General features: G+C 68.5%; 18 protein-coding genes, 1 tRNA gene and 2 pseudogenes. 13 read left to right on the forward strand and 8 right to left on the reverse strand.

What is annotated here, in order from left to right:
• Positions 1 to 1,047: 1,047 nt before the first annotated feature.
• On the forward strand, positions 1,048 to 1,266 hold the full coding sequence (locus BIV24_RS34910; protein WP_245766621.1) for a hypothetical protein: 219 nt from the start codon (positions 1,048 to 1,050) through the stop codon (positions 1,264 to 1,266).
• A gap of 414 nt (positions 1,267 to 1,680) precedes the next feature.
• On the opposite strand, the gene BIV24_RS31055 is transcribed toward BIV24_RS34910, so the two are convergent.
• Complete coding sequence (locus tag BIV24_RS31055; RefSeq protein ID WP_143064543.1) at positions 1,681 to 2,793, reverse strand: Kelch repeat-containing protein; 1,113 nt, start codon at positions 2,791 to 2,793, stop codon at positions 1,681 to 1,683.
• Positions 2,794 to 2,985: 192 nt separating this feature from the next.
• On the opposite strand from BIV24_RS31055, the pseudogene BIV24_RS00010 reads away from it, so the two are divergent.
• The 4 genes and pseudogenes from BIV24_RS00010 to BIV24_RS00025 form a co-directional block, all read left to right on the forward strand.
• A pseudogene (locus BIV24_RS00010) lies at positions 2,986 to 3,603 on the forward strand (FtsK/SpoIIIE domain-containing protein); the annotation flags it as partial.
• Positions 3,604 to 3,659: 56 nt separating this feature from the next.
• Positions 3,660 to 3,893: pseudogene (locus BIV24_RS00015) on the forward strand (DUF2637 domain-containing protein); the annotation flags it as partial.
• Positions 3,894 to 3,956: 63 nt separating this feature from the next.
• A complete protein-coding gene (locus BIV24_RS00020; protein ID WP_058916388.1) occupies positions 3,957 to 4,169 on the forward strand; it encodes an excisionase family DNA-binding protein in 213 nt (70 codons plus the stop codon).
• A complete protein-coding gene (locus BIV24_RS00025; protein WP_071363995.1) occupies positions 4,169 to 5,338 on the forward strand; it encodes a tyrosine-type recombinase/integrase in 1,170 nt (389 codons plus the stop codon). Before BIV24_RS00020 ends, BIV24_RS00025 begins: the two co-directional genes overlap by 1 nt.
• A 49-nt stretch (positions 5,339 to 5,387) precedes the next feature.
• On the opposite strand, the gene BIV24_RS00030 is transcribed toward BIV24_RS00025, so the two are convergent.
• Positions 5,388 to 5,461: transfer RNA gene (locus BIV24_RS00030), tRNA-Gly, on the reverse strand.
• A gap of 502 nt (positions 5,462 to 5,963) precedes the next feature.
• Between BIV24_RS00030 and dcd the strand changes: the two genes are divergently transcribed.
• Both dcd and BIV24_RS00040 read left to right on the forward strand, forming a co-directional pair.
• The gene (gene dcd, locus BIV24_RS00035) at positions 5,964 to 6,539 is read left to right on the forward strand and encodes a dCTP deaminase (RefSeq protein WP_071363996.1); all 576 of its coding nucleotides are present in this window, start codon (positions 5,964 to 5,966) and stop codon (positions 6,537 to 6,539) included.
• An 8-nt stretch (positions 6,540 to 6,547) separates the two neighbouring features.
• On the forward strand, positions 6,548 to 7,060 hold the full coding sequence (locus tag BIV24_RS00040; RefSeq protein ID WP_071364007.1) for a phosphoribosyltransferase: 513 nt from the start codon (positions 6,548 to 6,550) through the stop codon (positions 7,058 to 7,060).
• Positions 7,061 to 7,145: 85 nt separating this feature from the next.
• Here the strand turns inward: BIV24_RS00040 and BIV24_RS00045 are convergent, their stop codons facing one another.
• The 3 genes from BIV24_RS00045 to BIV24_RS00055 form a co-directional block, all read right to left on the reverse strand.
• A complete protein-coding gene (locus BIV24_RS00045) occupies positions 7,146 to 7,919 on the reverse strand; it encodes an SAM-dependent methyltransferase (protein WP_079167906.1) in 774 nt (257 codons plus the stop codon).
• A 284-nt stretch (positions 7,920 to 8,203) separates the two neighbouring features.
• Complete coding sequence (locus BIV24_RS00050) at positions 8,204 to 9,178, reverse strand: Yip1 family protein (protein ID WP_079167907.1); 975 nt, start codon at positions 9,176 to 9,178, stop codon at positions 8,204 to 8,206.
• 136 nt (positions 9,179 to 9,314) lie between these two features.
• Positions 9,315 to 11,585, reverse strand: coding sequence for a (Fe-S)-binding protein (locus BIV24_RS00055; protein WP_071363998.1), 2,271 nt, complete (start codon positions 11,583 to 11,585; stop codon positions 9,315 to 9,317).
• A gap of 536 nt (positions 11,586 to 12,121) precedes the next feature.
• Between BIV24_RS00055 and dnaK the strand changes: the two genes are divergently transcribed.
• The 4 genes from dnaK to BIV24_RS00075 all read left to right on the forward strand — a co-directional run bounded on the left by dnaK (position 12,122) and on the right by BIV24_RS00075 (position 16,333).
• The gene (gene dnaK, locus BIV24_RS00060) at positions 12,122 to 13,966 is read left to right on the forward strand and encodes a molecular chaperone DnaK (protein WP_071363999.1); all 1,845 of its coding nucleotides are present in this window, start codon (positions 12,122 to 12,124) and stop codon (positions 13,964 to 13,966) included.
• Entirely contained in the window at positions 13,963 to 14,622 is a 660-nt protein-coding gene (gene grpE, locus BIV24_RS00065; protein ID WP_071364000.1) for a nucleotide exchange factor GrpE, read from the forward strand. The genes dnaK and grpE overlap by 4 nt, the downstream gene beginning before the upstream one ends.
• Before the next feature lie 84 nt (positions 14,623 to 14,706).
• Positions 14,707 to 15,876 (forward strand): molecular chaperone DnaJ, encoded by a 1,170-nt coding sequence (dnaJ, locus tag BIV24_RS00070; RefSeq protein ID WP_071364001.1) that lies wholly within the window; start codon positions 14,707 to 14,709, stop codon positions 15,874 to 15,876.
• A 4-nt stretch (positions 15,877 to 15,880) separates the two neighbouring features.
• Positions 15,881 to 16,333 carry a heat shock protein transcriptional repressor HspR gene (locus tag BIV24_RS00075; RefSeq protein ID WP_071364002.1) on the forward strand — a complete coding sequence of 151 codons (453 nt, stop codon included), beginning with the start codon at positions 15,881 to 15,883 and terminating at the stop codon, positions 16,331 to 16,333.
• Positions 16,334 to 16,382: 49 nt separating this feature from the next.
• On the opposite strand, the gene BIV24_RS00080 is transcribed toward BIV24_RS00075, so the two are convergent.
• Positions 16,383 to 18,080, reverse strand: a complete 1,698-nt coding sequence (locus BIV24_RS00080; RefSeq protein WP_071364003.1) for a PA14 domain-containing protein — start codon at positions 18,078 to 18,080, stop codon at positions 16,383 to 16,385.
• A 149-nt stretch (positions 18,081 to 18,229) separates the two neighbouring features.
• Positions 18,230 to 19,990, reverse strand: a complete 1,761-nt coding sequence (locus tag BIV24_RS00085; protein WP_079167908.1) for a fibronectin type III domain-containing protein — start codon at positions 19,988 to 19,990, stop codon at positions 18,230 to 18,232.
• Between the two features lie 667 nt (positions 19,991 to 20,657).
• Between BIV24_RS00085 and BIV24_RS00090 the strand changes: the two genes are divergently transcribed.
• Together BIV24_RS00090 and BIV24_RS00095 are read left to right on the forward strand one after the other, a co-directional pair.
• Positions 20,658 to 21,764, forward strand: a complete 1,107-nt coding sequence (locus BIV24_RS00090; RefSeq protein WP_071364004.1) for a sugar ABC transporter substrate-binding protein — start codon at positions 20,658 to 20,660, stop codon at positions 21,762 to 21,764.
• Between the two features lie 596 nt (positions 21,765 to 22,360).
• A complete protein-coding gene (locus BIV24_RS00095) occupies positions 22,361 to 23,398 on the forward strand; it encodes a helix-turn-helix transcriptional regulator (protein ID WP_071364005.1) in 1,038 nt (345 codons plus the stop codon).
• Here the strand turns inward: BIV24_RS00095 and BIV24_RS00100 are convergent.
• On the reverse strand, positions 23,358 to 24,338 hold the full coding sequence (locus BIV24_RS00100; RefSeq protein ID WP_079167910.1) for a helix-turn-helix transcriptional regulator: 981 nt from the start codon (positions 24,336 to 24,338) through the stop codon (positions 23,358 to 23,360). The genes BIV24_RS00095 and BIV24_RS00100 overlap by 41 nt on opposite strands.
• Positions 24,339 to 24,633 lie beyond the last annotated feature (295 nt).

A 24,633-nucleotide genomic window follows, 5' to 3' on the forward strand; every position in this document is an offset into this window, starting at 1 on the left:
CTCGGTCTTCGTCGTCGGCAACAGCCTGCGATTGCGCGGATTCCAGCCCGCCGACCGGTAGATGCCCGGCCGGGCAGACCGCCCGGGCCCGACGGCTCAGCAAGGCCGTCGCGCCCGGGCGTACCAGTCATACGGAAGGGAGGACGGCGATGACGTATCGACCGGCACCGCCGAACCACGCACGACTGCAAGGAGCACGAGCGACCTCACGGACCCTGCTCCGCAGGGGAGTTGCGCACCCGGTGACCCGGATGGCCGCCGCCGCACTGCTGCAAGCCGTGGCCACGCATCTCGGTCAGGCGGCCACTTCCCAAGGCCGGACGAGTCCATGCGCCTGTCGGTGATCCACCTCTGACCACTCTTGGCAGCACCCCCGGGTCTTTGACCTGGGGGTTTCGCATGCGCCCCTCGGGGCCAGGCGCTTGGAAGATGCGGGCACACCTTGGTGGGCCGGTCAGATCATCTCGTGCTGCCACCGTGCTGGGCCGCCGAGTGCCGCTGCCGTCCGCCGTCGTTGCCGTCAGTACTGCCGTCGGCGCCGCTGCCGTGCGACCACCACCTCAGGAGATGACGTGGCGAACGCGCTGGCCGTCCTCTGCCCCGTTGCAGTGCATCATGGCGCTGGCCGTGACAACGCGGCACATGTGCGTGCCAGTGCCCCGCCTCTCCGACAGGATCCGCCGGGCAGGTCCAAAGGCGCCCTCGACAGCGTCCGGCACCTCACCGACACTGATCGGCGTGGGGGACAGTGCGATGTGGGTCGCAGCTTTCACCGGCGGCACGGCCGTCTTCGCGAGCTGGGTGACCAACCTGGGGAACGTGCGGGCCGCCCGGGTCCAAGCCGAAGCTTTGGCACAGGCACAGCACCGTGGACGAGTACGGGAGTTACGACGGGCCGCTTACCTTGATCTAATGGAACGCGCCCATGTCGTGGGTGAGTTGTACCGAAGGGTCTTGGACGCGTTCCACGAGATCCCCAGCCCGGACCAGCAGCTGACGCGCCTTGAGGATCTGCGTTCGGAGCTACGTGAAGCCTACGCTCCTCTCATGCACAGCGTCCGTGTCGTGGTCCTGGAGGGGCCCTCTGCGACCGCCGTAGCGGCCCAGGCCGTCCTGGACGCAGCGCTGAAGGTCAACCGGTGTCTATGGCACATCACCTGCGGTGACGCGGACGCGCGCGCTCGCTTCGACGAAGTGCGGGAGGCGTATCTGCGGTGCCAGGGGCGGTTTGTCGAATCGGCGCGCACGGCGATGGAGGCATCCTGATCAGCCGCTGGGCCCCCACTAGTCACCGGGCTTTGGTGAACGTCGACCACGTCAACTCCTCCCTAGGCCGATCACAACTGTGCGGAAGACTCAAGATCGCCGCTCTACAAGTTCGACCAACCGGGCGTAATTGGCCTTGGAGCAACAGACCCTCCCCAGTCACGTACTCACCCAGCGGTGCAGCCTGCGGAAGGCACGGCACGCGGCCTAATGGATCCAGTGCTCACGCCCCATGGGGCGGGCACGCCACCCCATCAGCGGTCGGGCCTCCCGGCCGACCAGCAGGGGCACGGTCTGACACCAGAACTCGACTGGTTCCGGCGAAGTTAGTGCTCACCTGCTGGTGGCTACGGAACCGAGCATTCCCCAGCTCCGTAGCTCCCATTAGGCGTGGATGTCAGCGGTACACGACCTCTAGTGCTTGGGATCGGGGCCAGCCGGGGGGTCTAGGGCCTCCACTGTCCCCACGTCGCCGGAGTTGCCAATGCCGCCTACAGCGTAGATACAGGTACCTCTATGGCCAGGCGGACACATCGCGGTCGCGCCCGCAAGGAAGGAACGGGGCGTGGGCAGTGACGACAGCGTCGTCCATGCGTTGGTAGCCGGGTTATACGACTCCACCGTCCCCACTTGTCCCCTGCCGATGCCATTGTCGCCGCCCATGGTGTAGACGCAGCTACCACTTTGGCCCGGTGGACACGGCGCCGCCGCCGCTGCAAGGCCGTTCAGGGGCGTGGCCAGGGAGGCTAGCGTCGACCATGCGTTGGTGGCTGGGTTGTACGACTCCACTGTCCCCACCCGCCCGCTGCCGGCAAAACCGCCGATGGCGTAGACGCAGGTGCCCTTTTGTCCTGAAGGGCACGGCGCGGCCGCCGCCGCAAGGCCGTCCCGGGGCGTGGGCAGGGACGCTTGCGTCGTCCATGCGTTGGTAGCCGGGTTATATGACTCCACCGTCCCCTCCGCAGCGTTCGTGGCGCTGCTACCGCCGATGGCGTAGACGCAGGTGCCCTTTTGTCCTGAAGGGCACGGCGCGGCCGCCGCCGCAAGGCCGTCCCGGGGCGTGGACAGGGACGCTTGCGTCGACCAGCGGTTGGCCGCCGGGTTATATGACTCCACCGTCCCCGCGATACGGCTGCCGGTAAAGCCGCCGATGGCGTAGACGCAGGTGCCCTTTTGTCCTGAAGGGCACGGCGCGGCCGCCGCCGCAAGCTCTTCCCGGGGCGTGGGCAGGGACGCTTGCGTCGACCAGCGGTTGGTCGCCGGGCTGTACGACTCCACCGGCCCGCTGAAGTTGTCGCCGCCGACGGCGTAGACGCAGGTGCCCTTTTGTCCTGAAGGGCACGGCGCGGCCGCCGCCGCAAGGCCGTCCCGGGGCGTGGACAAGGAAGGCAACGTCGTCCATACGGTCCCATCGACGGCGAACGCGGGCATGCCCACCAGGACAGCGAACACAGTCAGGAACGCCACCATCCAAGCGCGCCGGCGCAATCTCCCGAAGCGTTCGGTCGAATTACTGAATTGCAACACTAACCGCCTCCTCGTCACGCCCTATGCCGAAAATCGGATTTCCATAGCGGGGCGCCCACATTGGTTTGGTCTGTACGGTTCTTGCTGGCTCTCGTACCTCTGTCAGCCGAAGAGTCTCCTGCCGGGAGGCGGTCTTACCGTCGGCGGGTCGTGGTCATCGAGCGAACGGCGGCTAAGGATGACCTGTGCGGCCTAAAGACCCGGCAGGGCATCGCGCCCGGCACCCCGGAAGAGCTGATCACCTCAGACATCTGGGGGCTGCCAGAGGACGAACGTCCCGCTCCGATCGTGCTCTTCATCGACGAGGTGGCCGAACTCTTCCTCGTCGCCACACGGGAGGAGGAGGAACGGCGGGACGAGATGGTCACCCGGCTCATCCGGCTCATCCGGCTCGCCCAACTCGGCCGGGCCGCCGGCATCTACCTCGAAGTCTGCGGACAGCGCTTCGGCGCCGAGCTGGGCAAGGGCGCGACCATGCTCCGCGCTCAGCTCACCGGACGCGTCTGCCACCGGGAGAACGACGAAGCCTCGGCCAAGATGGCGCTCGGCGACATCGCCCCTGAGGCCGTCCTCGCGGCCTGCGCCATCGCCCCCGAGCTGCCCGGCCTGGCCGTCATCGGCGACACCTCCGGCGGCTGGTCCCGCATCCGTACCCCCTACCTCTCTCTCGCCGACGCTGCGGCCACCTGCCGTACGACGGCTCACCTCGCCCCCGACGTACCGGCGCTCGATCCCTTCCGTCCGTACGTCCCGCCGACGCCGGTGGAGGCGCCCGGGCCCGTGGCCACGGCTCGCCCTGTCCCCGAGTAAGCGCACCCGCTCCCACGGCCGGCACGGCCGTCCCGTGCCACGTCCCTACCCCCTCCATGCCTGGAACCGGAAGGAGTCGCGCCGTGCGTACCCTGCCCGTCCGCCTCGACGCCGTACTCGTCCAAGCGCTGATCGCCGCCGCGCTGTCCTTCGCCCACCTGCACGACCTGGCCTCGGCTGCCGGACAGCACGGATGGAAGGCATGGGCCTACCCGGTCTCCGTCGACCTCCTGCTGGTGGCGGCCTGGCGGCGGCTCCGCTCCGGCGGCGCGAAAGCGGCCGGATGGTGCCGCCGAAGCCTGGCTTGCCGAATCCCTCGAACCCGCACCCGGAACGGAAGGAGAGCCGACCACATGAACGACCGCTATCTCTCCGTGGACCAGGTCGCCGAGCTGCTTGGAACCACTGCCCGTTTCCCCCGGCGGCTCATCGAGGAGCGGCGCATCCGGTACGTCAAGGTCGGCCGTCACGTCCGTATCCCGGCGAGCGCGGTCGAAGAGTTCATCACGTCCCACACGGTGGAGCCGCGCAGGCGGCCCCGTGCTCGCTACGGGAGGGCTGCCTGATGGCCAACAGCAAGGGCAGGCGGCGCCGTTTCGGGGCGATCAGGCGGCTGCCTTCCGGCCGGTACCAGGCGCGCTATCCGGGCCCTGACGGCGTGATGCGTCCGGCTCCCCTCACCTTCGAGACGACGGCCGACGCGGATGACTGGCTCGCTGAAAAGCAGACCGAGATCCGCCGGGGTGAGTGGAGAGATCCTGAAGCTGGCGCGGTGGGCTTCCGTGCCTACGCCGACAAATGGGTGGACGAGCGCGAGTTGGCCCCGCTGACCCGGGACCTTTACCGCTACCTCCTCGACAAGCACCTGACCGCCTTCACGGACTTGGACCTGGACGAGATCACCGCACCTCGCGTCCGTGAGTGGCGAGCCGAACGGCTGCGGATCACAGGCGCCAAGACGATCACAGCCAAGGCGTACCGGCTCCTGAAAGCCATCATGGAAACGGCTGTCGATGACGAGCTGATCCAGCGCAATCCGTGCCGGATCAAGGGCGCCGGTAAGGAGAAGGCTGCCGAGCGGCCTATCGCCACCGTCGCCCAGGTCGACGCTCTTGCCAATGCCGTAGGAATGCGGTGGCGGCTGATGGTGTACCTCGGCGCTTACGGACCGATGCGACCAGAAGAGTTGGCCGGCCTCCGGCGCCAGGACGTCGACGTCGACAACCTGCGCATCCGGGTCCGCCTCGCCGAGCCGGAGCGCATGGACGGTCGGCGCGTCCACGGCGACACCAAGTCCGAAGCCGGAACTCGGACTGTGATTCTTCCCGCGTTCCTCCGCCGGGAGCTCCGGTGGCACCTGGAGAGCTACGCCGAGCCGGGACCGAATGGGCTGATCTTCGTCGGCGAGAAGGGAGCGCCGTTCCGGCGCAGCACCTTCGGGCGGAAGTGGCGACGGGCGCGTGAGATCGTCGGCATGCCCGAGGTCTTCCGGTTCTACGATCTCCGCCACACGGGGCACACGCTGTCCACACGGTCCGGTGCCACCCTCAAGGACACGATGGTGCGCGCCGGGCAGTCCTCCGAGAAGGCTGCGCTGGTCTATCAGCACTCCGACGAGGAGCGGCAGGAGGAGGTCGCCGCCGGCCTCGATGCCACCGTTCGGAAGGCTCGGGCTGAGGTGGCGAAGAAGGCGGCCGACAAACCTTCTGGCACGAATCTGGCACGCGATACCTGATCACCATGCACAGCAAAAAGGCCCGGGTCTCCGACCTGGGCCTTCTTCGTGGAGCGGGTGACGAGAATCGAACTCGCGCTCTCAGCTTGGGAAGCTGATGTTCTACCATTAAACTACACCCGCGTAACACTCCGCACCATGGGTGCTGGAACGCTCGCTCACTGTACCTCATGTCGGACCCCCGGTGCTGAAGCCGTGGGGTCCGCAGTCGTTTGAGAGCGTGGACGGGCCTGCGGGGGGCCCGAGTTGGGGCGTACGGTGGGGGTCCGGGAGAGGGGTTGTGGGCGGCCGGAGTGCCCTCTGGAGAGCCGTCCCTTTGATCCCGTAATGTGGCTTTCGTCGTCCGTCACGCCAGTGAGACGAAGGCTCTTGGGGAAGGGACTCAGAGGACTTGATGGAGCGCACCGTCGTCCGTTGTGCCGAAGGGCACGTGTTCAGTACCGCTTCGTTCCCGATGCAGCAGGCAGAGCGCCTCGGCCCCGGTCGGCTCGTCCGGTGTCCGCGTTGCCACCGGCTCCGCAGTGCGGTGCCGGTGGCCCTGGAGAAGCAGTAGTGGCATAGCGGTGCGGGCGCGTGGAGTCGTCACGATTGTGGTGGCTCCGCGCGCCTTGCGTATTCTCGGGGGGTGCTTCTCTCAGACAAAGACATCCGGACCGAGATCGACAAGGGGCGGGTCGTCATCGATCCGTACGATCCGGCCATGGTGCAGCCCTCGAGCATCGACGTGCGGCTCGACCGCTACTTCCGGGTGTTCGAGAACCACAAGTACCCCCACATCGACCCCTCCATCGAGCAGGCCGACCTCACCCGGCTCGTAGAGCCCGAGGGTGACGAACCCTTCATCCTCCACCCCGGGGAGTTCGTCCTCGCCAGTACGTACGAGGTCATCACCCTGCCCGACGATCTCGCGTCGCGGCTGGAGGGGAAGAGCTCCCTCGGGCGGCTCGGTCTCGTCACCCACTCCACCGCCGGGTTCATCGACCCCGGCTTCTCCGGGCACGTGACCCTCGAGCTGTCCAATCTCGCGACCCTCCCCATCAAGCTCTGGCCGGGCATGAAGATCGGGCAGCTGTGCATGTTCCGGCTCAGCTCGCCGTCCGAGTATCCGTACGGCAGTGAGCGGTACGGTTCGCGCTACCAGGGGCAGCGCGGGCCCACCCCCTCTCGCTCCTTCCTCAACTTCCATCGGACCCAGGTGTGAGCGGGATCATGACGAGCGAGATACGGGAGAACCTGAGCTACGAGACGTTCGGCCGCGCCGTCCGGGAGCTCGCCCAGACCATCGCCGACGACGGCTACGAGCCCGACATCGTGCTCAGCATCGCGCGCGGCGGGGTGTTCGTCGCGGGTGGTCTGGCGTATGCGCTGGACTGCAAGAACATCCACCTGGTCAACGTCGAGTTCTACACGGGTGTGGGCACCACGCTGGAGATGCCCGTCATGCTCGCTCCCGTCCCGAACGCGATCGACTTCACCGACAAGAAGGTGCTGATCGCCGACGACGTGGCGGACACCGGCAAGACCCTGAAGCTGGTGCACGACTTCTGCCTGGAGACCGTCGCCGAGGTCCGCTCCGCGGTGATCTATGAGAAGTCCCACTCCCTCGTGAAGTGCGAGTACGTCTGGAAGCGGACGGACGACTGGATCAACTTCCCGTGGTCTGTGCTGCCTCCGTGCCGTAAGGCGGGCACGCCGATCACGCCGTCGAAAGACGCGCTGTAAGCCCTTCCGCGGGATCACATCGGGCACGGACGGCTGACCGCCGAGGCTGGGACGCCGAGGCGGGGACGCCCGGGCTTGTCGCCTCTCAGCTCACGGGCACGAGGGTCAGGTAGGCCAGGCCCATGACGTCACGGTAGCCCCGGAGCCACGTGCTGCGGTGGCGGTCGACGCGGTCGCGGGTCTCCTTCGCCAGGGGGTGATCGGGGTGGGCGGCGAGCCATTCCTCGACGTCGGACTGGTACGCGGACTCGAAGTGCTCCCATTCGTCGCGGCCGGCGGTCTCGATCCAGGAGGGGCGGAAGCCCGCTGCGACGGCGAGGTCGACGAGGCCCGCGAGGTCGTGGAACTCGGAGGCAGAGGCGTCCGGCCACATGGCCGACAACTCGCCGCGAGTGGGCGGGCGGTGCCAGAAGGCCTCGCCGAGAAGGACACGGCCGCCCGGGGTGACCAGACGCCGGAGCGCGCGCAGGGCGGCTGTCGTGTGCTCGGGTGGCTGGGCTTCGCTGAGGGCGTGGCTGGCGCCGAGACAGAGAACGAGGTCGGCGGGGCCCTGGGTGGTGTCGACGGCGGACTCCTGGACGAAGCGGACGCGCTCGGCCAGACCGCGGGCCTCGGCGCCCGCGCGCCCGCGGGCGAGGTCGTCCTCGTTGAGATCGATGCCGACGCCGGTCGCGCCGGGCGTCGCCTCCAGGAGGCGGAGCATCAACTCGCCCCAGCCGCAGCCGATGTCGAGCACGGTCGTCGGGGCCGGGGCGGCCTGGGCGGTGAGTCGGCGGATCATCCCGGCGGCCCGGTCCTCGGAGAGGGGGCCGTGGAAGGTGAGTCGGGTCAGCCGCGGCGGGGCGGTGGTGTCATCCATGAGCCCGAACAGTAGGGCCGGCGCAGTTGGCGGTGACACCGATTTTCCCGGTGCCACGCCCGGGCGCGCGGTCCACGGATCCCGGTGCCCTGGGGCCTGTGCTGATGCGGATCACAGCAGGACGGGTCCCGGAGCACCGAACCGCCAGTGCCCCAACAGGCAACGTTCGCCCCGTCGCTAAGCCTGGCACGCGTCCCCCAAGCTCTTCGAGCAGGGGGGACCCCAGAGCGGGAGGTGCCCCCATGACGCCGCTCCTCAACGGGCAAACGTTGCCTGCCGGGGCACTAGAACGTCCCCAGCTTGATGATCGACAGGATGGCGATCAGCTGGATCGCCGATGCGCCCAGCGCCTTGGGCCACGGCAGGTCATGGGACTTGGAGACCATCTGGGTCAGCAGCGCGCCGGCCGCGAGCCAGGTCGCCCAGCCCAGGATCTGGACGAAGGACGCGTCGCCGCCGAAGAACATCGCGACGAACAGGCGGGGGGCGTCGGTGATGGACATGATCAGCATGGAGAGGCCGACCGTGGGCTGCCAGGCGCCGTCGCCGCCGAGCTGGCGGGCCAGGGTGTGGGTGACCACGCCCAGGATGAAGGAGCTGATCGCCATCGCCACGGCCGTCGTCAGGACGATGGGTATCGCGTTCGACAGCGTGGCGTTGATCGCGTCCTGACGGGCGCGGTCGAAGCCGAAGACCGCGAGCAGGCCGTACAGGAAGGTCACGATCAGGGCCGGGGCCCACATCGTGTAGTCCCGCATCCGCAGGAACGTATGGTTCGGGGACATCACGATGCCCCGCAGCAGGTCCTTCCAGTGCAGGGGCGGCCCGATCGGCGGGGCCGCGGCCTGGCCCGCGCGGTACGTCTCGGCATCGCTGTAGGGGTCCTCGCCGATGGAGAACGCCTGGGTGTGGCCCGGGCTGTTGGCCGCGTACGGGTCCGCGTGCTGGTAGCCCTGGCCGGCGTCGCCGAAGTACTCCGGCTCGCCGTGGCCTTGGGGCGGCTGCCACTGCGGCCGTCCGCCGCCGCCGTAGGGCGGCTGCGCACCGCCGTACTGCTGCGGCGCGGAGGGGTAGCCGTACGACGGGTCCTGCGGCGCCTGCTGTCCGTACGGGGGATGCTGCGGTCGCGCTTGAGGAGCGCGGCCCGCCCGGTCGCGTCCGTTCCTGAATCCAGCCACGCCTTCGAACGTACCTGTTTCCGGAGGGTGGCGGGCCGGGCCCAGGGCAACGGGCCCGCCATTGGGGCCGAGCTGTGACATCCCCTAAGGGCCCTGAGCCAGGGAATCAGGGAGGTCTCAGTGGCTTCTTGGGGTTTGTCCCCCTGCCTCATGCGCATACGGCAGGGGCCGGGGTCGCGTACTGCGACCCCGGCCCCTGTGCGGCGTGTGAACCCGTCTACTTCACGGGCTCGGGCGCCGGCTCGCTCTCCTGCTCCGCCGAGCCGGCCGGGTCGACCGGCGGCGTCTTGACGGAGTCCAGGAGGAGCTGGGCGACGTCCACGACCTGGATGGACTCCTTGGCCTTGCCCTCGTTCTTCTTGCCGTTGACCGAGTCGGTCAGCATGACGAGGCAGAACGGACAGGCCGTCGACACGATGTCGGGGTTCAGCGACAGCGCCTCATCGACACGCTCCTCGTTGATGCGCTTGCCGATCCGCTCTTCCATCCACATCCGGGCGCCGCCGGCGCCGCAGCAGAAGCCGCGCTCCTTGTGGCGGTGCATCTCCTCGTTGCGCAGGCCCGGGACCTTGCCGATGATCTCGCGCGGAGGCGTGTAGATCTTGTTGTGGCGGCCCAGGTAGCACGGGTCGTGGTAGGTGATGATGCCCTCGACCGGGGTGACCGGGATCAGCTTGCCCTCGTCGACGAGGTGCTGCAGCAGCTGGGTGTGGTGGATGACCTCGTAGTCGCCGCCGAGCTGCGGGTACTCGTTGCCGAGGGTGTTGAGGCAGTGCGGGCAGGTGGCGACGATCTTCTTCGCCGACTTCGGCTTCTTCGTCGACTCGTCCTCGTCGTCCTCGCCGAACGCCATGTTCAGCGCGGCGACGTTCTCCATGCCGAGCTCCTGGAACAGGGGCTCGTTGCCCAGGCGGCGGGCGGAGTCACCGGTGCACTTCTCGTCGCCGCCCATGATCGCGAACTTGACGCCGGCGATGTGCAGCAGCTCCGCGAAGGCCTTGGTGGTCTTCTTGGCGCGGTCCTCAAGGGCGCCGGCGCAGCCGACCCAGTACAGGTAGTCGACCTCGGACAGGTCCTCGATGTCCTTGCCGACGACCGGGACCTCGAAGTCGACCTCCTTGGTCCACTCCAGGCGCTGCTTCTTGGCCAGGCCCCAGGGGTTGCCCTTCTTCTCCAGGTTCTTGAGCATCGTGCCCGCCTCGGACGGGAACGCGGACTCGATCATCACCTGGTAGCGGCGCATGTCGACGATGTGGTCGACGTGCTCGATGTCCACCGGGCACTGCTCGACGCAGGCGCCGCAGGTGGTGCAGGACCACAGGACGTCCGGGTCGATGACGCCGTTCTCCTCGGCCGTGCCGATCAGCGGGCGCTCGGCCTCGGCGAGGGCGGACGCGGGCACACCGGCCAGCTGCTCCGCGGAGGCCTTCTCGTCGCCCTCCATCGTCTTGCCGCCGCCGGCCAGCAGGTACGGCGCCTTGGCGTGCGCGTGGTCGCGCAGCGACATGATCAGCAGCTTCGGGGACAGCGGCTTGCCGGTGTTCCAGGCCGGGCACTGCGACTGGCAGCGCCCGCACTCGGTGCAGGTGGAGAAGTCCAGCAGGCCCTTCCAGGAGAACTGCTCGACCTGGGAGACACCGAAGACGTCGTCCTCACCGGGGTCGGTGAAGTCGATCGGCTTGCCGCCCGACGTCATCGGCTGCAGGGCACCGAGGGCCGTACCGCCGTCGGCCTCGCGCTTGAACCAGATGTTGGGGAAGGCGAGGAAGCGGTGCCAGGCCACGCCCATGTCGGTCTTCAGGGAGACCGTGATCATCCAGATGAAGGAGGTCGCGATCTTCAGGCCCGCGAAGAAGTACGTGAGGTTCTGGAGCGTGGAGAGGTCCATGCCCTCGAGCCACGACACGACCGGGTACGAGAGGAAGAACGAGGCCTCGTAGCCGTCCACGTGGTGCTGGGCACCCTCCAGGGCGTGCAGCATGAAGATGCAGACGCCGACGATGAGGATGACGCCCTCGACGAAGTACGCCTGGCCGAAGTTGGAGCCGGCGAAGCGGGACTTGCGGCCCGGCTTGTTCGGCTTGCTCAGCTGGCGGATCACGATCAGGACCAGGATGCCGACCACCGTCATCGTGCCGATGAACTCGACGTAGACGTTGTACGGCGCCCAGTTGCCGATGATCGGCAGGATCCAGTCGGCCTGGAAGAGCTGGCCGATCGCGTTGACGATGGTCAGCAGCAGGGTGAAGAAGCCCACCGCGACGAACCAGTGCGCCACACCGATGACGCCCCAGCGGTTCATCCGGGTGTGGCCGACGAACTCCTTGACCACGGTGATGGTGCGCTGCTTGGGATCGTTGGTGCGGGACCCGGCGGGCACGGGCTGGCCGAGCCGCATGTGGGCGTAGATCTGTAGGAGGGCGCGGCCGAACAGCGCCACGCCGACCACGATCAGAACCAGCGACACGATGATCGCGGCGAGTTGCATTGGGGGCTCCTCGGGCCTGCGAGGGGATTTCCTGCCTCCGATGTACTTCCGTCTGCTTCAGGTGTACTTCGAAGGTGATTACTAAGCGGTAACTTATGCAGTCCGTCTGAGACTACCCATATCTTGTGGCGCACTGTAGTGCCGTGAGCGGTGATCTGCGTCGCTGTGGGGAACCCCTGCCTCCGTTCAGTCGTCCCAGCCGCCCCTGCCGCCCGTGCCGTCGGCCCTTTCGGGGTTCGGGCGAACGCCGCCGCTGCGGTCCCGCCGGGCGAGGGCGACGTCGAGGAACCCCGGGGAGGCCCCAGCAGTGCTGTACGGGTGATCGACGGGTTGCCGAGAGGCCCGACCGGGCTGCCGGGCGCGGTCCGGCGAAGTGGTGAGGGGCGGGTCATCCCGGCCGCCACCTGCGATGTTTCCATGGTTGCCGTGCGGCATCGGATAAAAGTTGAGCGGGCATGACTCAGGTCTGTTGACGGCATGCCGGTCTCTCGTGCATCCTTGAGCCTGTTGCACTCAAGTCAGCTGGAGGAATCGAAATGGCACGTGCGGTCGGCATCGACCTGGGCACGACTAACTCCGTCGTCAGCGTTCTGGAAGGCGGCGAGCCCACCGTCATCACCAACGCCGAGGGCGCCAGGACCACGCCGTCCGTCGTCGCCTTTGCCAAGAACGGCGAGGTGCTCGTCGGTGAGGTGGCCAAGCGTCAGGCGGTCACCAACGTGGACCGGACCATCCGCTCCGTGAAGCGCCACATGGGCACCGACTGGAAGATCGCGCTCGACGGCAAGAACTTCAACCCGCAGCAGATGTCCGCGTTCATCCTGCAGAAGCTGAAGCGGGACGCCGAGGCGTACCTGGGCGAGAAGGTGACTGACGCGGTCATCACCGTCCCGGCCTACTTCAACGACTCCGAGCGCCAGGCCACCAAGGAGGCCGGCGAGATCGCGGGCCTGAACGTCCTGCGTATCGTCAACGAGCCCACCGCGGCCGCGCTCGCCTACGGCCTTGACAAGGACGACCAGACGATCCTCGTCTTCGACCTCGGCGGCGGCACCTTCGACGTGTCCCTGCTGGAGATCGGCGACGGCGTCGTCGAGGTGAAGGCCACCAACGGTGACAACCACCTCGGTGGTGACGACTGGGACCAGCGTGTCGTCGACTACCTGGTCAAGCAGTTCCAGTCCGGCCACGGCGTGGACCTCTCCAAGGACAAGATGGCGCTCCAGCGCCTGCGTGAGGCCGCTGAGAAGGCCAAGATCGAGCTGTCCTCGTCCACCGAGACCTCGATCAACCTGCCGTACATCACGGCTTCCGCCGAGGGCCCGCTGCACCTGGACGAGAAGCTCACCCGGGCGCAGTTCCAGCAGCTGACGGCCGACCTCCTGGAGCGCTGCAAGACGCCGTTCCACAACGTCATCAAGGACGCCGGCGTCTCCGTCAGCGAGATCGACCACATCGTCCTCGTGGGTGGCTCGACCCGTATGCCCGCCGTCGCCGAGCTCGTCAAGGAGCTGACCGGCGGCAACGAGGCCAACAAGGGCGTGAACCCGGACGAGGTCGTCGCCATTGGCGCCTCGCTGCAGGCCGGTGTCCTCAAGGGTGAGGTCAAGGACGTCCTGCTGCTCGACGTCACCCCGCTGTCTCTCGGTATCGAGACCAAGGGCGGCATCATGACCAAGCTGATCGAGCGCAACACGACGATCCCGACCAAGCGGTCGGAGATCTTCACCACGGCCGAGGACAACCAGCCGTCCGTGCAGATCCAGGTCTACCAGGGCGAGCGCGAGATCGCGGCGTACAACAAGAAGCTCGGCATGTTCGAGCTGACCGGTCTGCCGCCGGCCCCGCGCGGTGTCCCGCAGATCGAGGTGTCCTTCGACATCGACGCCAACGGCATCATGCACGTCACGGCGAAGGACCTCGGCACCGGCAAGGAGCAGAAGATGACCGTCACCGGCGGCTCCTCGCTCCCGAAGGACGAGGTCGACCGGATGCGGCAGGAGGCCGAGCAGTACGCGGAGGACGACCACCGTCGCCGCGAGGCCGCCGAGACCCGTAACCAGGGCGAGCAGCTCGTCTACCAGACCGAGAAGTTCCTCAAGGACAACGAGGACAAGGTCCCGGCCGAGGTCAAGACCGAGGTCGAGACCGCCGTCGCCGAGCTGAAGGAGAAGCTCAAGGGCGAGGACACGGCCGAGATCCGTACCGCCACGGAGAAGGTCGCTGCCGTCTCGCAGAAGCTCGGCCAGGCCATGTACGCCGACGCCCAGGCCCAGCAGGCCGCGGGCGGTGCCTCCGCCGGTGCTTCCGAGGCCAAGGCGGACGACGACGTGGTCGACGCCGAGATCGTGGACGACGAGCGTAAGGACGGTGCCGCGTGACGGAGGAGACCCCGGGCTTCGACGAGAAGCCCGACGTCCCCTCCGGCGCCACCCCTGATGACGCCGAGCCGCAGGCCGCCTCCCCCTCTTCGGAGGAGGCGGCGGCCCCGGCGGGGGACGCAAGCACACAGACCGCCGGACTGGTGGCCCAGCTGGACCAGGCACGTACGGCGCTCAACGAGCGCACGGCGGACCTCCAGCGCCTCCAGGCCGAGTACCAGAACTACCGTCGCCGCGTCGAGCGCGACCGGGCCGCAGTCAAGGAGATCGCCGTCGCGAACCTCCTGAACGAGCTGCTGCCCGTGCTCGACGACATCGGCCGCGCGCGGGACCACGGTGAGGTCGTCGGCGGGTTCAAGTCCGTCGCCGAGTCGCTGGAGACCGTCGTGGGGAAGATGGGTCTGCAGCAGTTCGGCAAGGAGGGCGAGCCCTTCGACCCGACGATCCACGAGGCCCTGATGCACTCGTACGCGCCGGACGTGGCGGAGACGACGTGCGTGGCGATTCTGCAGCCCGGGTATCGCTTCGGCGAGCGCACCATCCGCCCCGCGCGGGTGGCCGTCGCCGAGCCGCAGCCGGGGGCGCAGGCGGCCAAGGCCGAGGAGTCGGCCGAGGCGGGCGAGGACAAGGAGAACGGTGGCCCGGACGAGGGCTGACGTAATCGACACGGAGATCCATACGGAGTCCCACGCGGAGATCCGAATGGAGATCCCTACGGGAGAGAAGGAGGGACGTCGGGGATGAGCACCAAGGACTTCATCGAGAAGGACTTCTACAAGGTCCTCGGCGTCCCCAAGGACGCCACCGAGGCCGAGATCAAGAAGGCGTACCGGAAGCTCGCCCGCGAGTTCCATCCGGACGCCAACAAGGGCAACGCCAAGGCGGAGGAACGTTTCAAGGAGATCTCCGAGGCGAACGACGTCCTCGGCGACCCCAAGAAGCGCAAGGAGTACGACGAGGCCCGCGCCCTCTTCGGCAACGGTGGCTTCCGCCCCGGTCCCGGGGCGGGGGGCGGCTCGTTCAACTTCGACCTCGGCGACCTCTTCGGCGGCCAGGGCGGCGCCCAAGGGGGCTTCGGCGGTGGTATCGGTGACGTCTTCGGGGGCTTGTTCAATCGCGGCGGTGGCGCGGGCACGCGTACGCAGCCGCGGCGCGGCCAGGACATCGAGTCCGAGGTCACGCTGAGCTTCATGGAGGCGGTGGACGGCGCGACCGTACCGCTGCGCATGTCCTCGCAGGCGCCCTGCAAGGCCTGCTCGGGCACCGGCGACAAGAACGGCACCCCCCGTGTGTGCCCGACCTGCGTCGGTACCGGCCAGGTGTCGCGCGGCTCGGGCGGTGGCTTCTCGCTGACCGACCCCTGCTCGGACTGCAAGGGCCGCGGTCTGATCGCGGAGAACCCCTGCGATGTCTGCCAGGGCAGCGGCCGGGCGAAGTCGTCCCGGACGATGCAGGTCCGCATCCCGGCCGGAGTGTCCGACGGGCAGCGCATCCGGCTGCGCGGCAAGGGCGCACCGGGCGAGCGGGGCGGCCCGGCCGGCGATCTGTACGTCGTCGTGCATGTGAACGCGCACCCGGTCTTCGGCCGCAAGGGCGACAACCTGACGGTGACCGTGCCGGTGACGTTCGCGGAGGCGGCGCTCGGCGCCGATGTCCGGGTGCCCACGCTCGGCGGGTCCCCGGTGACGCTGAAGCTGCCCCCGGGCACACCCAACGGGCGCACGATGCGCGCCCGCGGCAAGGGCGCGGTCCGCAAGGACGGCACTCGCGGTGACCTGCTGGTCACCGTCGAGGTGAGTGTCCCCAAGGATCTGTCGGGGAAGGCTCGTGACGCGCTGGAGGCGTATCGCGAGGCAACCGCGGGGGAGGATCCGCGCACGGAGCTGTTCCAGGCCGCGAAGGGAGCATAAGGAGATGGACGGTCGTCGACGCAACCCGTACGAACTGACCGAGGAGACCCCGGTCTACGTCATCTCGGTGGCGGCCCAGCTCTCCGGTCTGCACCCGCAGACTCTGCGCCAGTACGACCGCCTGGGTCTTGTGTCTCCGGACCGCACGGCCGGCCGGGGCCGCCGCTACTCGGCCCGTGACATCGAACTGCTCCGCCAGGTGCAGCAGTTGTCGCAGGACGAGGGCATCAACCTGGCCGGCATCAAGCGCATCATCGAACTGGAGAACCAGGTCGCCGCACTCCAGTCCCGCGTAGCGGAGCTGGAGGCCGCGCTGGACGGTGCGGCGGTGGCGATGCGGCAGCGCGAGGCCGCCGTCCATGCCTCGTACCGCCGAGACCTGGTGCCGTACCAGGAGGTGCAGCAGACCAGCGCACTGGTGGTGTGGCGGCCCAAGCGGCAGCAGTCCCCGGACTGACCTGTACGTCTGTGGAAAGGGGCCCGGTTTCCGGGCCCCTTTCGCATGCTCACGGGCGGAGGACGGCGGTCTCCCCTCCCGGCGCCGACTCGGTACCGTCCGCGTACTGTGCGGTCACCCAGTAGTAGTGGGTGTCGCCGCGGGCCGCGCCGGTATCGGTGTACGAGTACGAGGTGTTCGCGGTCGCCGCCAGCTTCTCGTAGGCGCGCGTGTCCGGGTTCCAGCGGTAGATCTGGTAGCCGGTGGCGTCGGCCACGCGGTTCCAGTTCAGCTCGATGACGCCGTTGTCCGCGTAGTGGTACAGGCGGACGGATGAGTCCTCCGGGGTCGGCACGCTCGGGGTGGTGTCCAGCTCGTTCGCCGTCACGATGTTCGGCGAACGGGTCTGCCGGTAGTGGGAGTTCCCGTTGTCGTCCACGGCGTCGACGAAGAGGCAGCGCTCCTCGCCGTCCGGGACGGTGGCGTAGTCGTAGGAGGTGGTGTCGGCGAACAGCCACGCCACCTCGTTGACTATGCAGGCCTGCTCCTCGTCGTCGCCGACCAATTCACCGGCATAGACGACGTACCTGCTGAGGTCGGGAGTCGGGTTGGCGTCCCACGTGAGGTGGAAGCCGTAGCGGGTCGGGGTGGCCGTCAGCCCGGTGACGGCGGAGGGCGGCGTCACGTCCCAGCGGGTCGCGGAGACCGTGGCGGACCGCGCGGACTCGTTGCCGGCGGCGTCGACGGCCGTGACGCGGTAGTAGTACCGCGTGTCATCGGCGCTGGAGCCGTCGACGTAGGAGTTCAGGCCGGTGGCGGCGATGCGGGTGTAGGTGCCGTCGGAGCTCGTGGCGCGGTACACGCGATACGAGCTCGCATCCGCGACCATGTTCCAGGCGAGGAGCACTCCGTCGCTGCTGCTTTCGGCCTTCAGCTTGGTGGGGGCGGCGGGCGGGGTGCGGTCGGCGGTGGTGACGGGCAGGTCCGCGGTGCCGGCGGACACATTGCCGGCCATGTCGTAGGCGCGGACCTCGTAGTAGTAGGTGGCGACGGTCTTCGGCAGGGTGATGTCGGTGTACGTGGTGGAGGTGGTCGTGGCGAGCGGCGTTCCACTGAACGAGGCGCCCTTCAGCCGCCGGTAGACGCGGTAGCCGGCGAGGTCCATCTCCTTGTTCTTCGCCCAGGTCAGCTTGGCCTTGCCGGTCGCGGCGTCGTACTTCACCGAAGTCCCCGCCGGGGTGAGGGGCTTGACTTTGTCGACGGTCGCCGAGGTGCGGGGCGTGTAGGCGAACTTGACGTTCGCCTTCCCGGTCCAGTTGACGAAGTCGACGCGGAGGGTGTGCTTGCCGGACGGGACGGTGACGTTGACGGTCTTGGTCACCGTCGTCGAGACGTTCTTCCAGAGGTCGACCTTGCGGACGCCGTCCAGGTAGACCCGGATGCCGTCCTGCGTGGCGGCGCTGAGGGCGAACGGGCCGCCGGAGCCGAAGTCGCGGGTCACCGTCCAGCGGACGGAGAAGTTGTCCTTCGGCAGCCCGGAGGCGGGGGCGCCGGTGCCCCAGTTCTCATTGATCGTGGAGTCGCAGTCGGTCTTCTTCGCGGTACCGGAGAAGGAGGTGTTGGCGAAGAACTGCCGCTTGAAGACGGGAGAGGCGCAGGAGGTCGCGGCGGAGGCAGGGGCGGCGACGACGGTGAGCAGACCACCCGCGGTGGCGAGCACGACGGCGGTGGCGGCCGCGGCGTTCGTGCGTCGTCTGGCTCGATTCATTCGGTCCTCTGATCGGATCGGGAACGCGGAAAGGCGTTCCCGATCACGACACGCGAGGCGGCGAAGAGGTTGTACAGACCTTTACGGTCCGACGGCCCTGTCTTTGCGCCGGGCGTCCCTCCGGACGCCCGGCGCGCGGGCGAGGCTTCTTACAGCCAGGAGTCCCAGGGGATCGCGGTGGCGGCCGGGCCGGGCTGCGACTCGTGCCCGTACGGGTCGACCGTCACGATCCGGTACTCGTACGGCGTCTCGGAATCGCCCGAGGCGTCCCAGCAGGTGCCGATGATCTGCTTGTGGCCGGCGGCGTACGCGGGCGCGTCGCTGTCCGCCCACAGCGAGTACGTCGGATTGCACTGGTCCACGCCGGTGCTCTCACCGGTCGCCGGGTCGGTCCGGACGACCCGGTAGGTGAGCAGCGGGCCCTCGTCGAAGGTCCACGGGTCGGCGCTGCCCCACGAGATCGACACGCGCTTGTTCTCGTTCAGGGTCGCGGTGGTCCGGAACGGGGGGATGGCCTCGGGGCGGGCGGCCATCGACAGGGCGACCTCCACCGGGGCGGCGGCGTTGCCGTTCGCGTCCAGGGCACGCACCGCGTACCGGTAGGTGTCGGCGACCGCGACCAGCTGGCGCGGTACGACGTCGGTGTTCTTGGTGGTGCCGCCGCCGGGCAGGGCGTCGAGGTAGCCGCCGGTCGCCGGGTCGTACTGGAAGACCCGGTAGGAGGCGGCTTCGGGTACCGGGGACCACACCAGGTGGGGAACGCCCGAGCGGTACTCGACGCGGGCGTCGGCGGTGGGCGCCGGCGGGGTCAGGTCGAAGGTGGTGAACGTGGCGGCGGCCGAGTACACGGACCAGTTGCCGGCCGCGTCCCGGGCCCGGCCCCGGTAGGTGACCTTGCTGCCGTCGGCGATCTGCCCGGTGTCGCAGGTCGCGCCCTTGGTGCCGGAGTACACGGTGGACCACGCCTTGGTGACGGGGTTCTGCCGCTGCAGCTCGTAGAGCGCGATGTCCGCCGCGTTCTGCGGGGTGGTGACGAGTTCCGGGCCCGCGTAGGGCCGGCCGGCCGGGCACGCGTCCATCTCGACGAAGGGCGCGGCCGGCGGGGTCTTGTCGACGGTGGTGACGGCCAGGTCGGCGGTGCCGGCCGACTCGTTGCCCGCCTTGTCGCGGGCGCGGACCTCGTAGTAGAAGACCTGGCCGGTCGGCGGGGGTGTGTCGGGGTACGTCGTCGATGTCGTCGTGGGCAGCCCGGTCCAGCTGGTGCTGCCCTTCAGGCGGCGGTAGACGCGGTAGCCGGAGAGGTCCATCTCCTTGTTCTTCGCCCAGGACACCTTCGCCTTGCGCGTCGTCGTGTCGTAGGCGACCTTGGCGCCCGTCGGGGTCAGGGGTTTGACCTTGTCGACGGTGGCGGAAGTCCGCGGCGTGTAAGTGAACTTGACGACGGCCTTGCCGGTCCAGTTCACGTAGTCGATCCGCAGGGTGTGCGAGCCCTTGGGGACCGTGAGGTTGAGGGTCTTCGAGCGCGAACTCGACGTGTCCGACCACAGGTCGATCTTCCGGACACCGTCCAGATAGACGCGGATTCCGTCGGTCCCGGCGGCCTTGAAGGTGAAGGGCCCGCCCGAGCCGAAGTCCCGGGTGACGGTCCAGCGGACGCCGAACTTGTCCGAACGCAGCCCGGAGACGGGGGCGCCGCTCCAGCTCTCGTCGATGGCGCTGTCGCAGTCGGTTCTCTTCGGCGTGCCGGAGAAGCCGGTGTTCGCGAAGAACTGCCGCTTGAAGACCGGTGAGGTGCAGGAGGTCGCGGCGGAGGCGGGCGCGGCGGCGACGGCGGTGAGCAGGCCGCCGGCGGTGACCAGCGCGACGGCGGTGGCGGTCGCGGCAGTCGTGCGTCGTCTGGCTGGGTTCATTCGGTCCTCTGATCGGATCGAGACGCGAGAAGGCGTTCCTGATCATGACGTGCGAGACGGGGAGGAGGTTGTACAGGTATTTGCGATCCGACCATCTGTCCTTTGCCTCGGAGCCCTCCGGGCCGATGAGCGGCTGACGGTGTGGCGGACTTTGACGTCGCCCCTCGGCAGAACGCGAAGCCGGAGCCCGGCTGCCCGAGGTGTGGTCGACCGCTTGGTTACGTCCGTCCCGCGGAACTCCCGCGTGCGGACAGGTGGTACGCCCCTGTCGGGGCCCGGTGGGCTGTGGATGCCGAGGCATGCGACGCGTGGCATGAGTGGCTGGTTCGAGAGCGTGTGATCGGCGCACACCACCACACGTGACCAAGATCATGTATGCGCCGCCGGACCGAACACCTGGGGATTTCAGGATGGCTGACGGCACGTCGGGCGCGGGATCTGCCCGGGTTTGGGATCAAAAATCCATGGCGTGAAGGTTTGGGGGTGGTCCGCGCACCGGACTTTGTCGGTCTTCGCTCGACTTCCATGCTGTTGCTGTTGCCATCTCGTTAACCGGTACTCCTTGACGCTGCAGGTCATCGCCGCGTTGGCTTTCAGCCACCGGGGTCGCAATACCCCCGCCCGGAAGGCACCTGATGTGAACGCCCGTACCACCCGTAGGACCGCTGTGCGCCGTACCGCTATAGCCCTGGCAGCCTCCACGGCGGCCTTCTCACTCGCCGCTTGCGGCGTCATCGACGGGATCGGCGGGGGCAGCAGCTCCGCCGCCCCGAAGAAGGGCAACGACATCACGGTGGGTCTCCTTCTGCCGGAGAAGGAGAACACGCGCTACGAGAAGTTCGACTACCCGATCATCAAGGAGCAGGTCGCCTCCCTCACCGACAACAAGGGCAAGGTCCGCTACGCCAACGCCGAGCAGGACGCGGCCAAGCAGAGCGAGCAGCTCGACCAGATGATCGCCGACAAGGTGGACGTGCTGCTGGTCGACGCCGTGGACGCCAAGGCCATCGCGCCGGGCGTCAAGAGGGCCAAGGACGCGGGCATCCCGGTCATCGCGTACGACCGGCTCGCGCAGGGCCCGATCGACGCGTACATCTCCTTCGACAACGAACTCGTCGGCCAGGTGCAGGGCCGCGCGATCCTCGAGGCGCTCGGCAGCAAGGCGCCGAGCAGCAAGATCGTCATGATGAACGGCTCGGACACCGACCCGAACGCGGCGCAGTTCAAGGAGGGTGCGCTCGGCGAGCTTCAGGGCAAGGTGAACATCGTCAAGTCGTACGACACCAAGGACTGGAAGCCGGAGAACGCCAAGGCGAACATGGCGGAGGCGATCCAGTCCGTAGGTCTCGGCAACATCGCCGCCGTCTACTCCGCGAACGACGGCATGGCGGGCGGCGTCATCGAAGCGCTGAAGGGGGCGGGCGCCCTCAAGGTCCCGCCGGTGACCGGGCAGGACGCCGAACTGGAGGCGGTGCAGCGGATCGTCTCGGGCGACCAGTACATGAGCGTGTACAAGTCGTACCCGGAGGAGGCGAACAACGCCGCGGAGATAGCGGTGGCCAAGGTCCAGGGCCGCTCGATCGAGTTCGACGCGCTGACCCGCGACAAGGTCGACAGCCCGACGCACAAGCGGATCCCGGCGATGCTGGTGCCCGTGGTCGCCCTCACGAAGGCCAACATCAAGGAGACGGTCCTCCAGGACGGCATCTACACCGTCAACGACATCTGCACCGTGCCGTACCGGGTGGCCTGCGCGGCGATCGATCTGAAGTAGCCCGCACAGCGGGTGGGCCGCGGCGGCGCGCCGGGTGACACCGGGGGCCCGCTGCCGGGCGGGGCGGTTCGACGCCGCCCGTACGAATTCCGCCATGGCCTGCGGCGGTCCGCTGGTTTCGGTGCACGCCGTGTACGGGGTGACGCCGTCCGTCCGTCCGGGCTGCCGCCGCCTGCGGCTGCCCGCGCACCGGTCCGGGGGCAGGGCACCCCGTTGCGTGAAGGGCCGGGAGAACACCGACACCGCCTCCCCGTGTGCCGCCCCCCGGACGGGGGAGAGCCGAGCGGCAGCCGCCACGGCACGATCAGGTCCGCGTCGGCCCGGGCTGCTCCTCACCACGGGCACGCTGCCCGTGCCACCCTGCCGACCTGCCGCAACGGACGTTCCGGAGGTGGGGAGGATCTCGGATGTTCCAGGTGAATTCCGGGAGTTGAGATGGCGGAGACGTGTTGCGGAGGAGGGCGGGGCCGCGCATAGTTGCGCTGCGAAGGCGTGCGGGACGCGACATGGGCGGCGTCCGGGCGCACGTCATGGACGGCGATGGTGAGGTGCGTCGCGCAGGAGGCCGGAGCCAGGAGTGGAGCCAGGGGTGGAAGATGGCCGGGCACTGGACGGACGCGCATCCGCACGGCGCTGACCGGCTCTGCGAGGCCGGGACCCGTGTCTACTCCCAGGCGGTGAGCCGGGGCCGGGTGCCTCGCGCCGACGCCGCGGCGGTGTCCTGCCTGCTGGACCTGGCGCTGCTGCACCCGGACCCCGACGACATGGACTGGCTGGTGCCGACCCGCCCGCAGGAGGTCATGACCCGGCTGCTGCGCGGCATGCACGATGAGGTGCGCGCGAGCCAGGCGCGGGTAGGGACGGCGGTGGCCGCGGTCGAGTGGTATGCCGGGCTCGGCGACCGCGAGCAGTCTCCCGTGGAGGGTGCGGCGATCCGTGTCCTGGACGGGCTGCCGCGGATCCAGGCCGCGATGGACGAGGCGACCGAGCGGTGTACGAGCGAGGTGCTGGCGGTGCAGCCGGGTGGCATCCGCCGCGAGGACGAACTCGCCGAGGGCCTGCACCGGGCGCTGGAGATGCGCCGGCGGGGTGTGCGGATGCGCGACCTGTACACCCATGTGGCCCGGCACGGCCAGGGCCTGCGCACCTACATGGAGCTGATGGGCGAAGCGGCCCAGGCGCGCACTCTCGACGAGGTGCCCGAGCGCCTGATCCTCTTCGACCGCACGGTCGCCTTCATCCCGGCGAACACGGATCGCACGATCGCGCTGGAGCTGCGCCACCCGGCCCTCATCGAGTATCTGGTGACGGTCTTCGAACGGCTGTGGCAGCTGGCGATCCCGCTGACGTCACCGCTCCCGGAGACGGGCATCGACGGCATCTCCCTGCGCGAGCGTTCGATCGCGGCGCTGCTCGCGGAGGGTCACCAGGACGCCGCCATCGCCGAACGCCTGGGCATCAGCGTCCGTACCTGCCGCGCGCACATCGCCCGTCTCTCGGAGACGTTGGGTGCGGCGAGCCGTACCCAGTTGGGCGTCCGCATCGCGCAGGCGGGCCTGGACGGCCCCCCGCGCGCTCCCGAACTGCTCCCGGTCACGGCTCCCGGTGTTCCAGAAGCCCCGACCGGCCTATGAGATAGCCGAGTTGTGCACGGCTGCCGCTACCGAGGGACGTGGCCAGTTTGGCGATGTGGGAGCGGCAGGTGCGTACGTTCATGCCCAGGCGGCGGGCGATGGCCTCGTCGACGTGGCCCTCCACGAGGAGTTTGGCGATGGAGTGCTGGATGTCGGTGATTCCGTCGGGCGCGGTCTCGTAGGGAGCGCCGGCGCTCAGGGGGACCGCACGGCTCCACATGAACTCGAAGACCTTGATCAGGTAGCGGACGAGACCTGGGTGACGCAACTCCAGAGCCATCTGCTGGTCATCGCGGGTGGGGATGAAGGCGACCGACTCGTCGCAGATGATGAGACGCTCGACGAGTTCGTCGATGGTGCGGTACTCCACCTTGCCGTTGCTCAACCGGGCCCCGTAGGCCAGTTGCTTGAGGTTGAACCGAACCGTGTGCTGATACAGGGTCCGGATGCGCACACCACGTTCGACCAGTGCCTTGTCGCGCTCGAGCCCCTGCAGGGTGGTGCGCTCGGAGAACCGATTGCTCGGCTGGACCGTGACCACCTCGTTCTGGCACTGGGCCGTGGCAAGGTCGAGCGCGGCGTTGATCCGGTCGGCGCCCTCCAGCACCGTGATCGAGTGGGTGTCCGCCGTGGTCTGAGGTCCGAGCGCCATGAACGGCTCGAAGACGTCGGACAGTTGGATGGACCGTCGCCGGTGCTCGGCTATCTCGCGCTCGATGGTGTTGAGCCGCTGGGCCAGGGCGACGGCCGGCAGTACGGGGCGCAGCCAGTCCGGGTCGTCGGGGTCGGGGTGCAACAGGGCGAATTCCATCAGGCAGGGTGCCGAATCCGCGTCCGCGCGGGCGATGCGTCCCGTGCGCAAGGCGCCCGCATAGAGTCGGCCACCTACGTCACACAGTGCGGTTGACGCATGGGGATGTGTCGCATCTGTCTGATTCATTGGCAAATCTCCACCCCCCAGGGTCCTGAACATGCAGGAACATGATGCACCGATTGTGTGGCCATGATGTGTCCGAATGAGCCATCGTCATATCGGACGGGGGAAAGGGGACTCTCGAGTGAGGACGAAGCTGACGATGCGTAAGAAAATGCTTCGCTCGGTACTTGTCGCCGCCTTCTCCGCCGTTGTGGCCTTCGGAGCATTTGGTGGCCTTGCCGGCGCGAAGAGTCATCTTCCGGCGGACAGCAAGTGGGCGGTTCAGGCGGACACCAAGTGGCCTGTTTCTCCGGTGGAC

Origin of the sequence: Streptomyces colonosanans, from assembly GCF_001866645.1 — a bacterium.
Taxonomy (GTDB): domain Bacteria; phylum Actinomycetota; class Actinomycetes; order Streptomycetales; family Streptomycetaceae; genus Streptomyces; species Streptomyces colonosanans.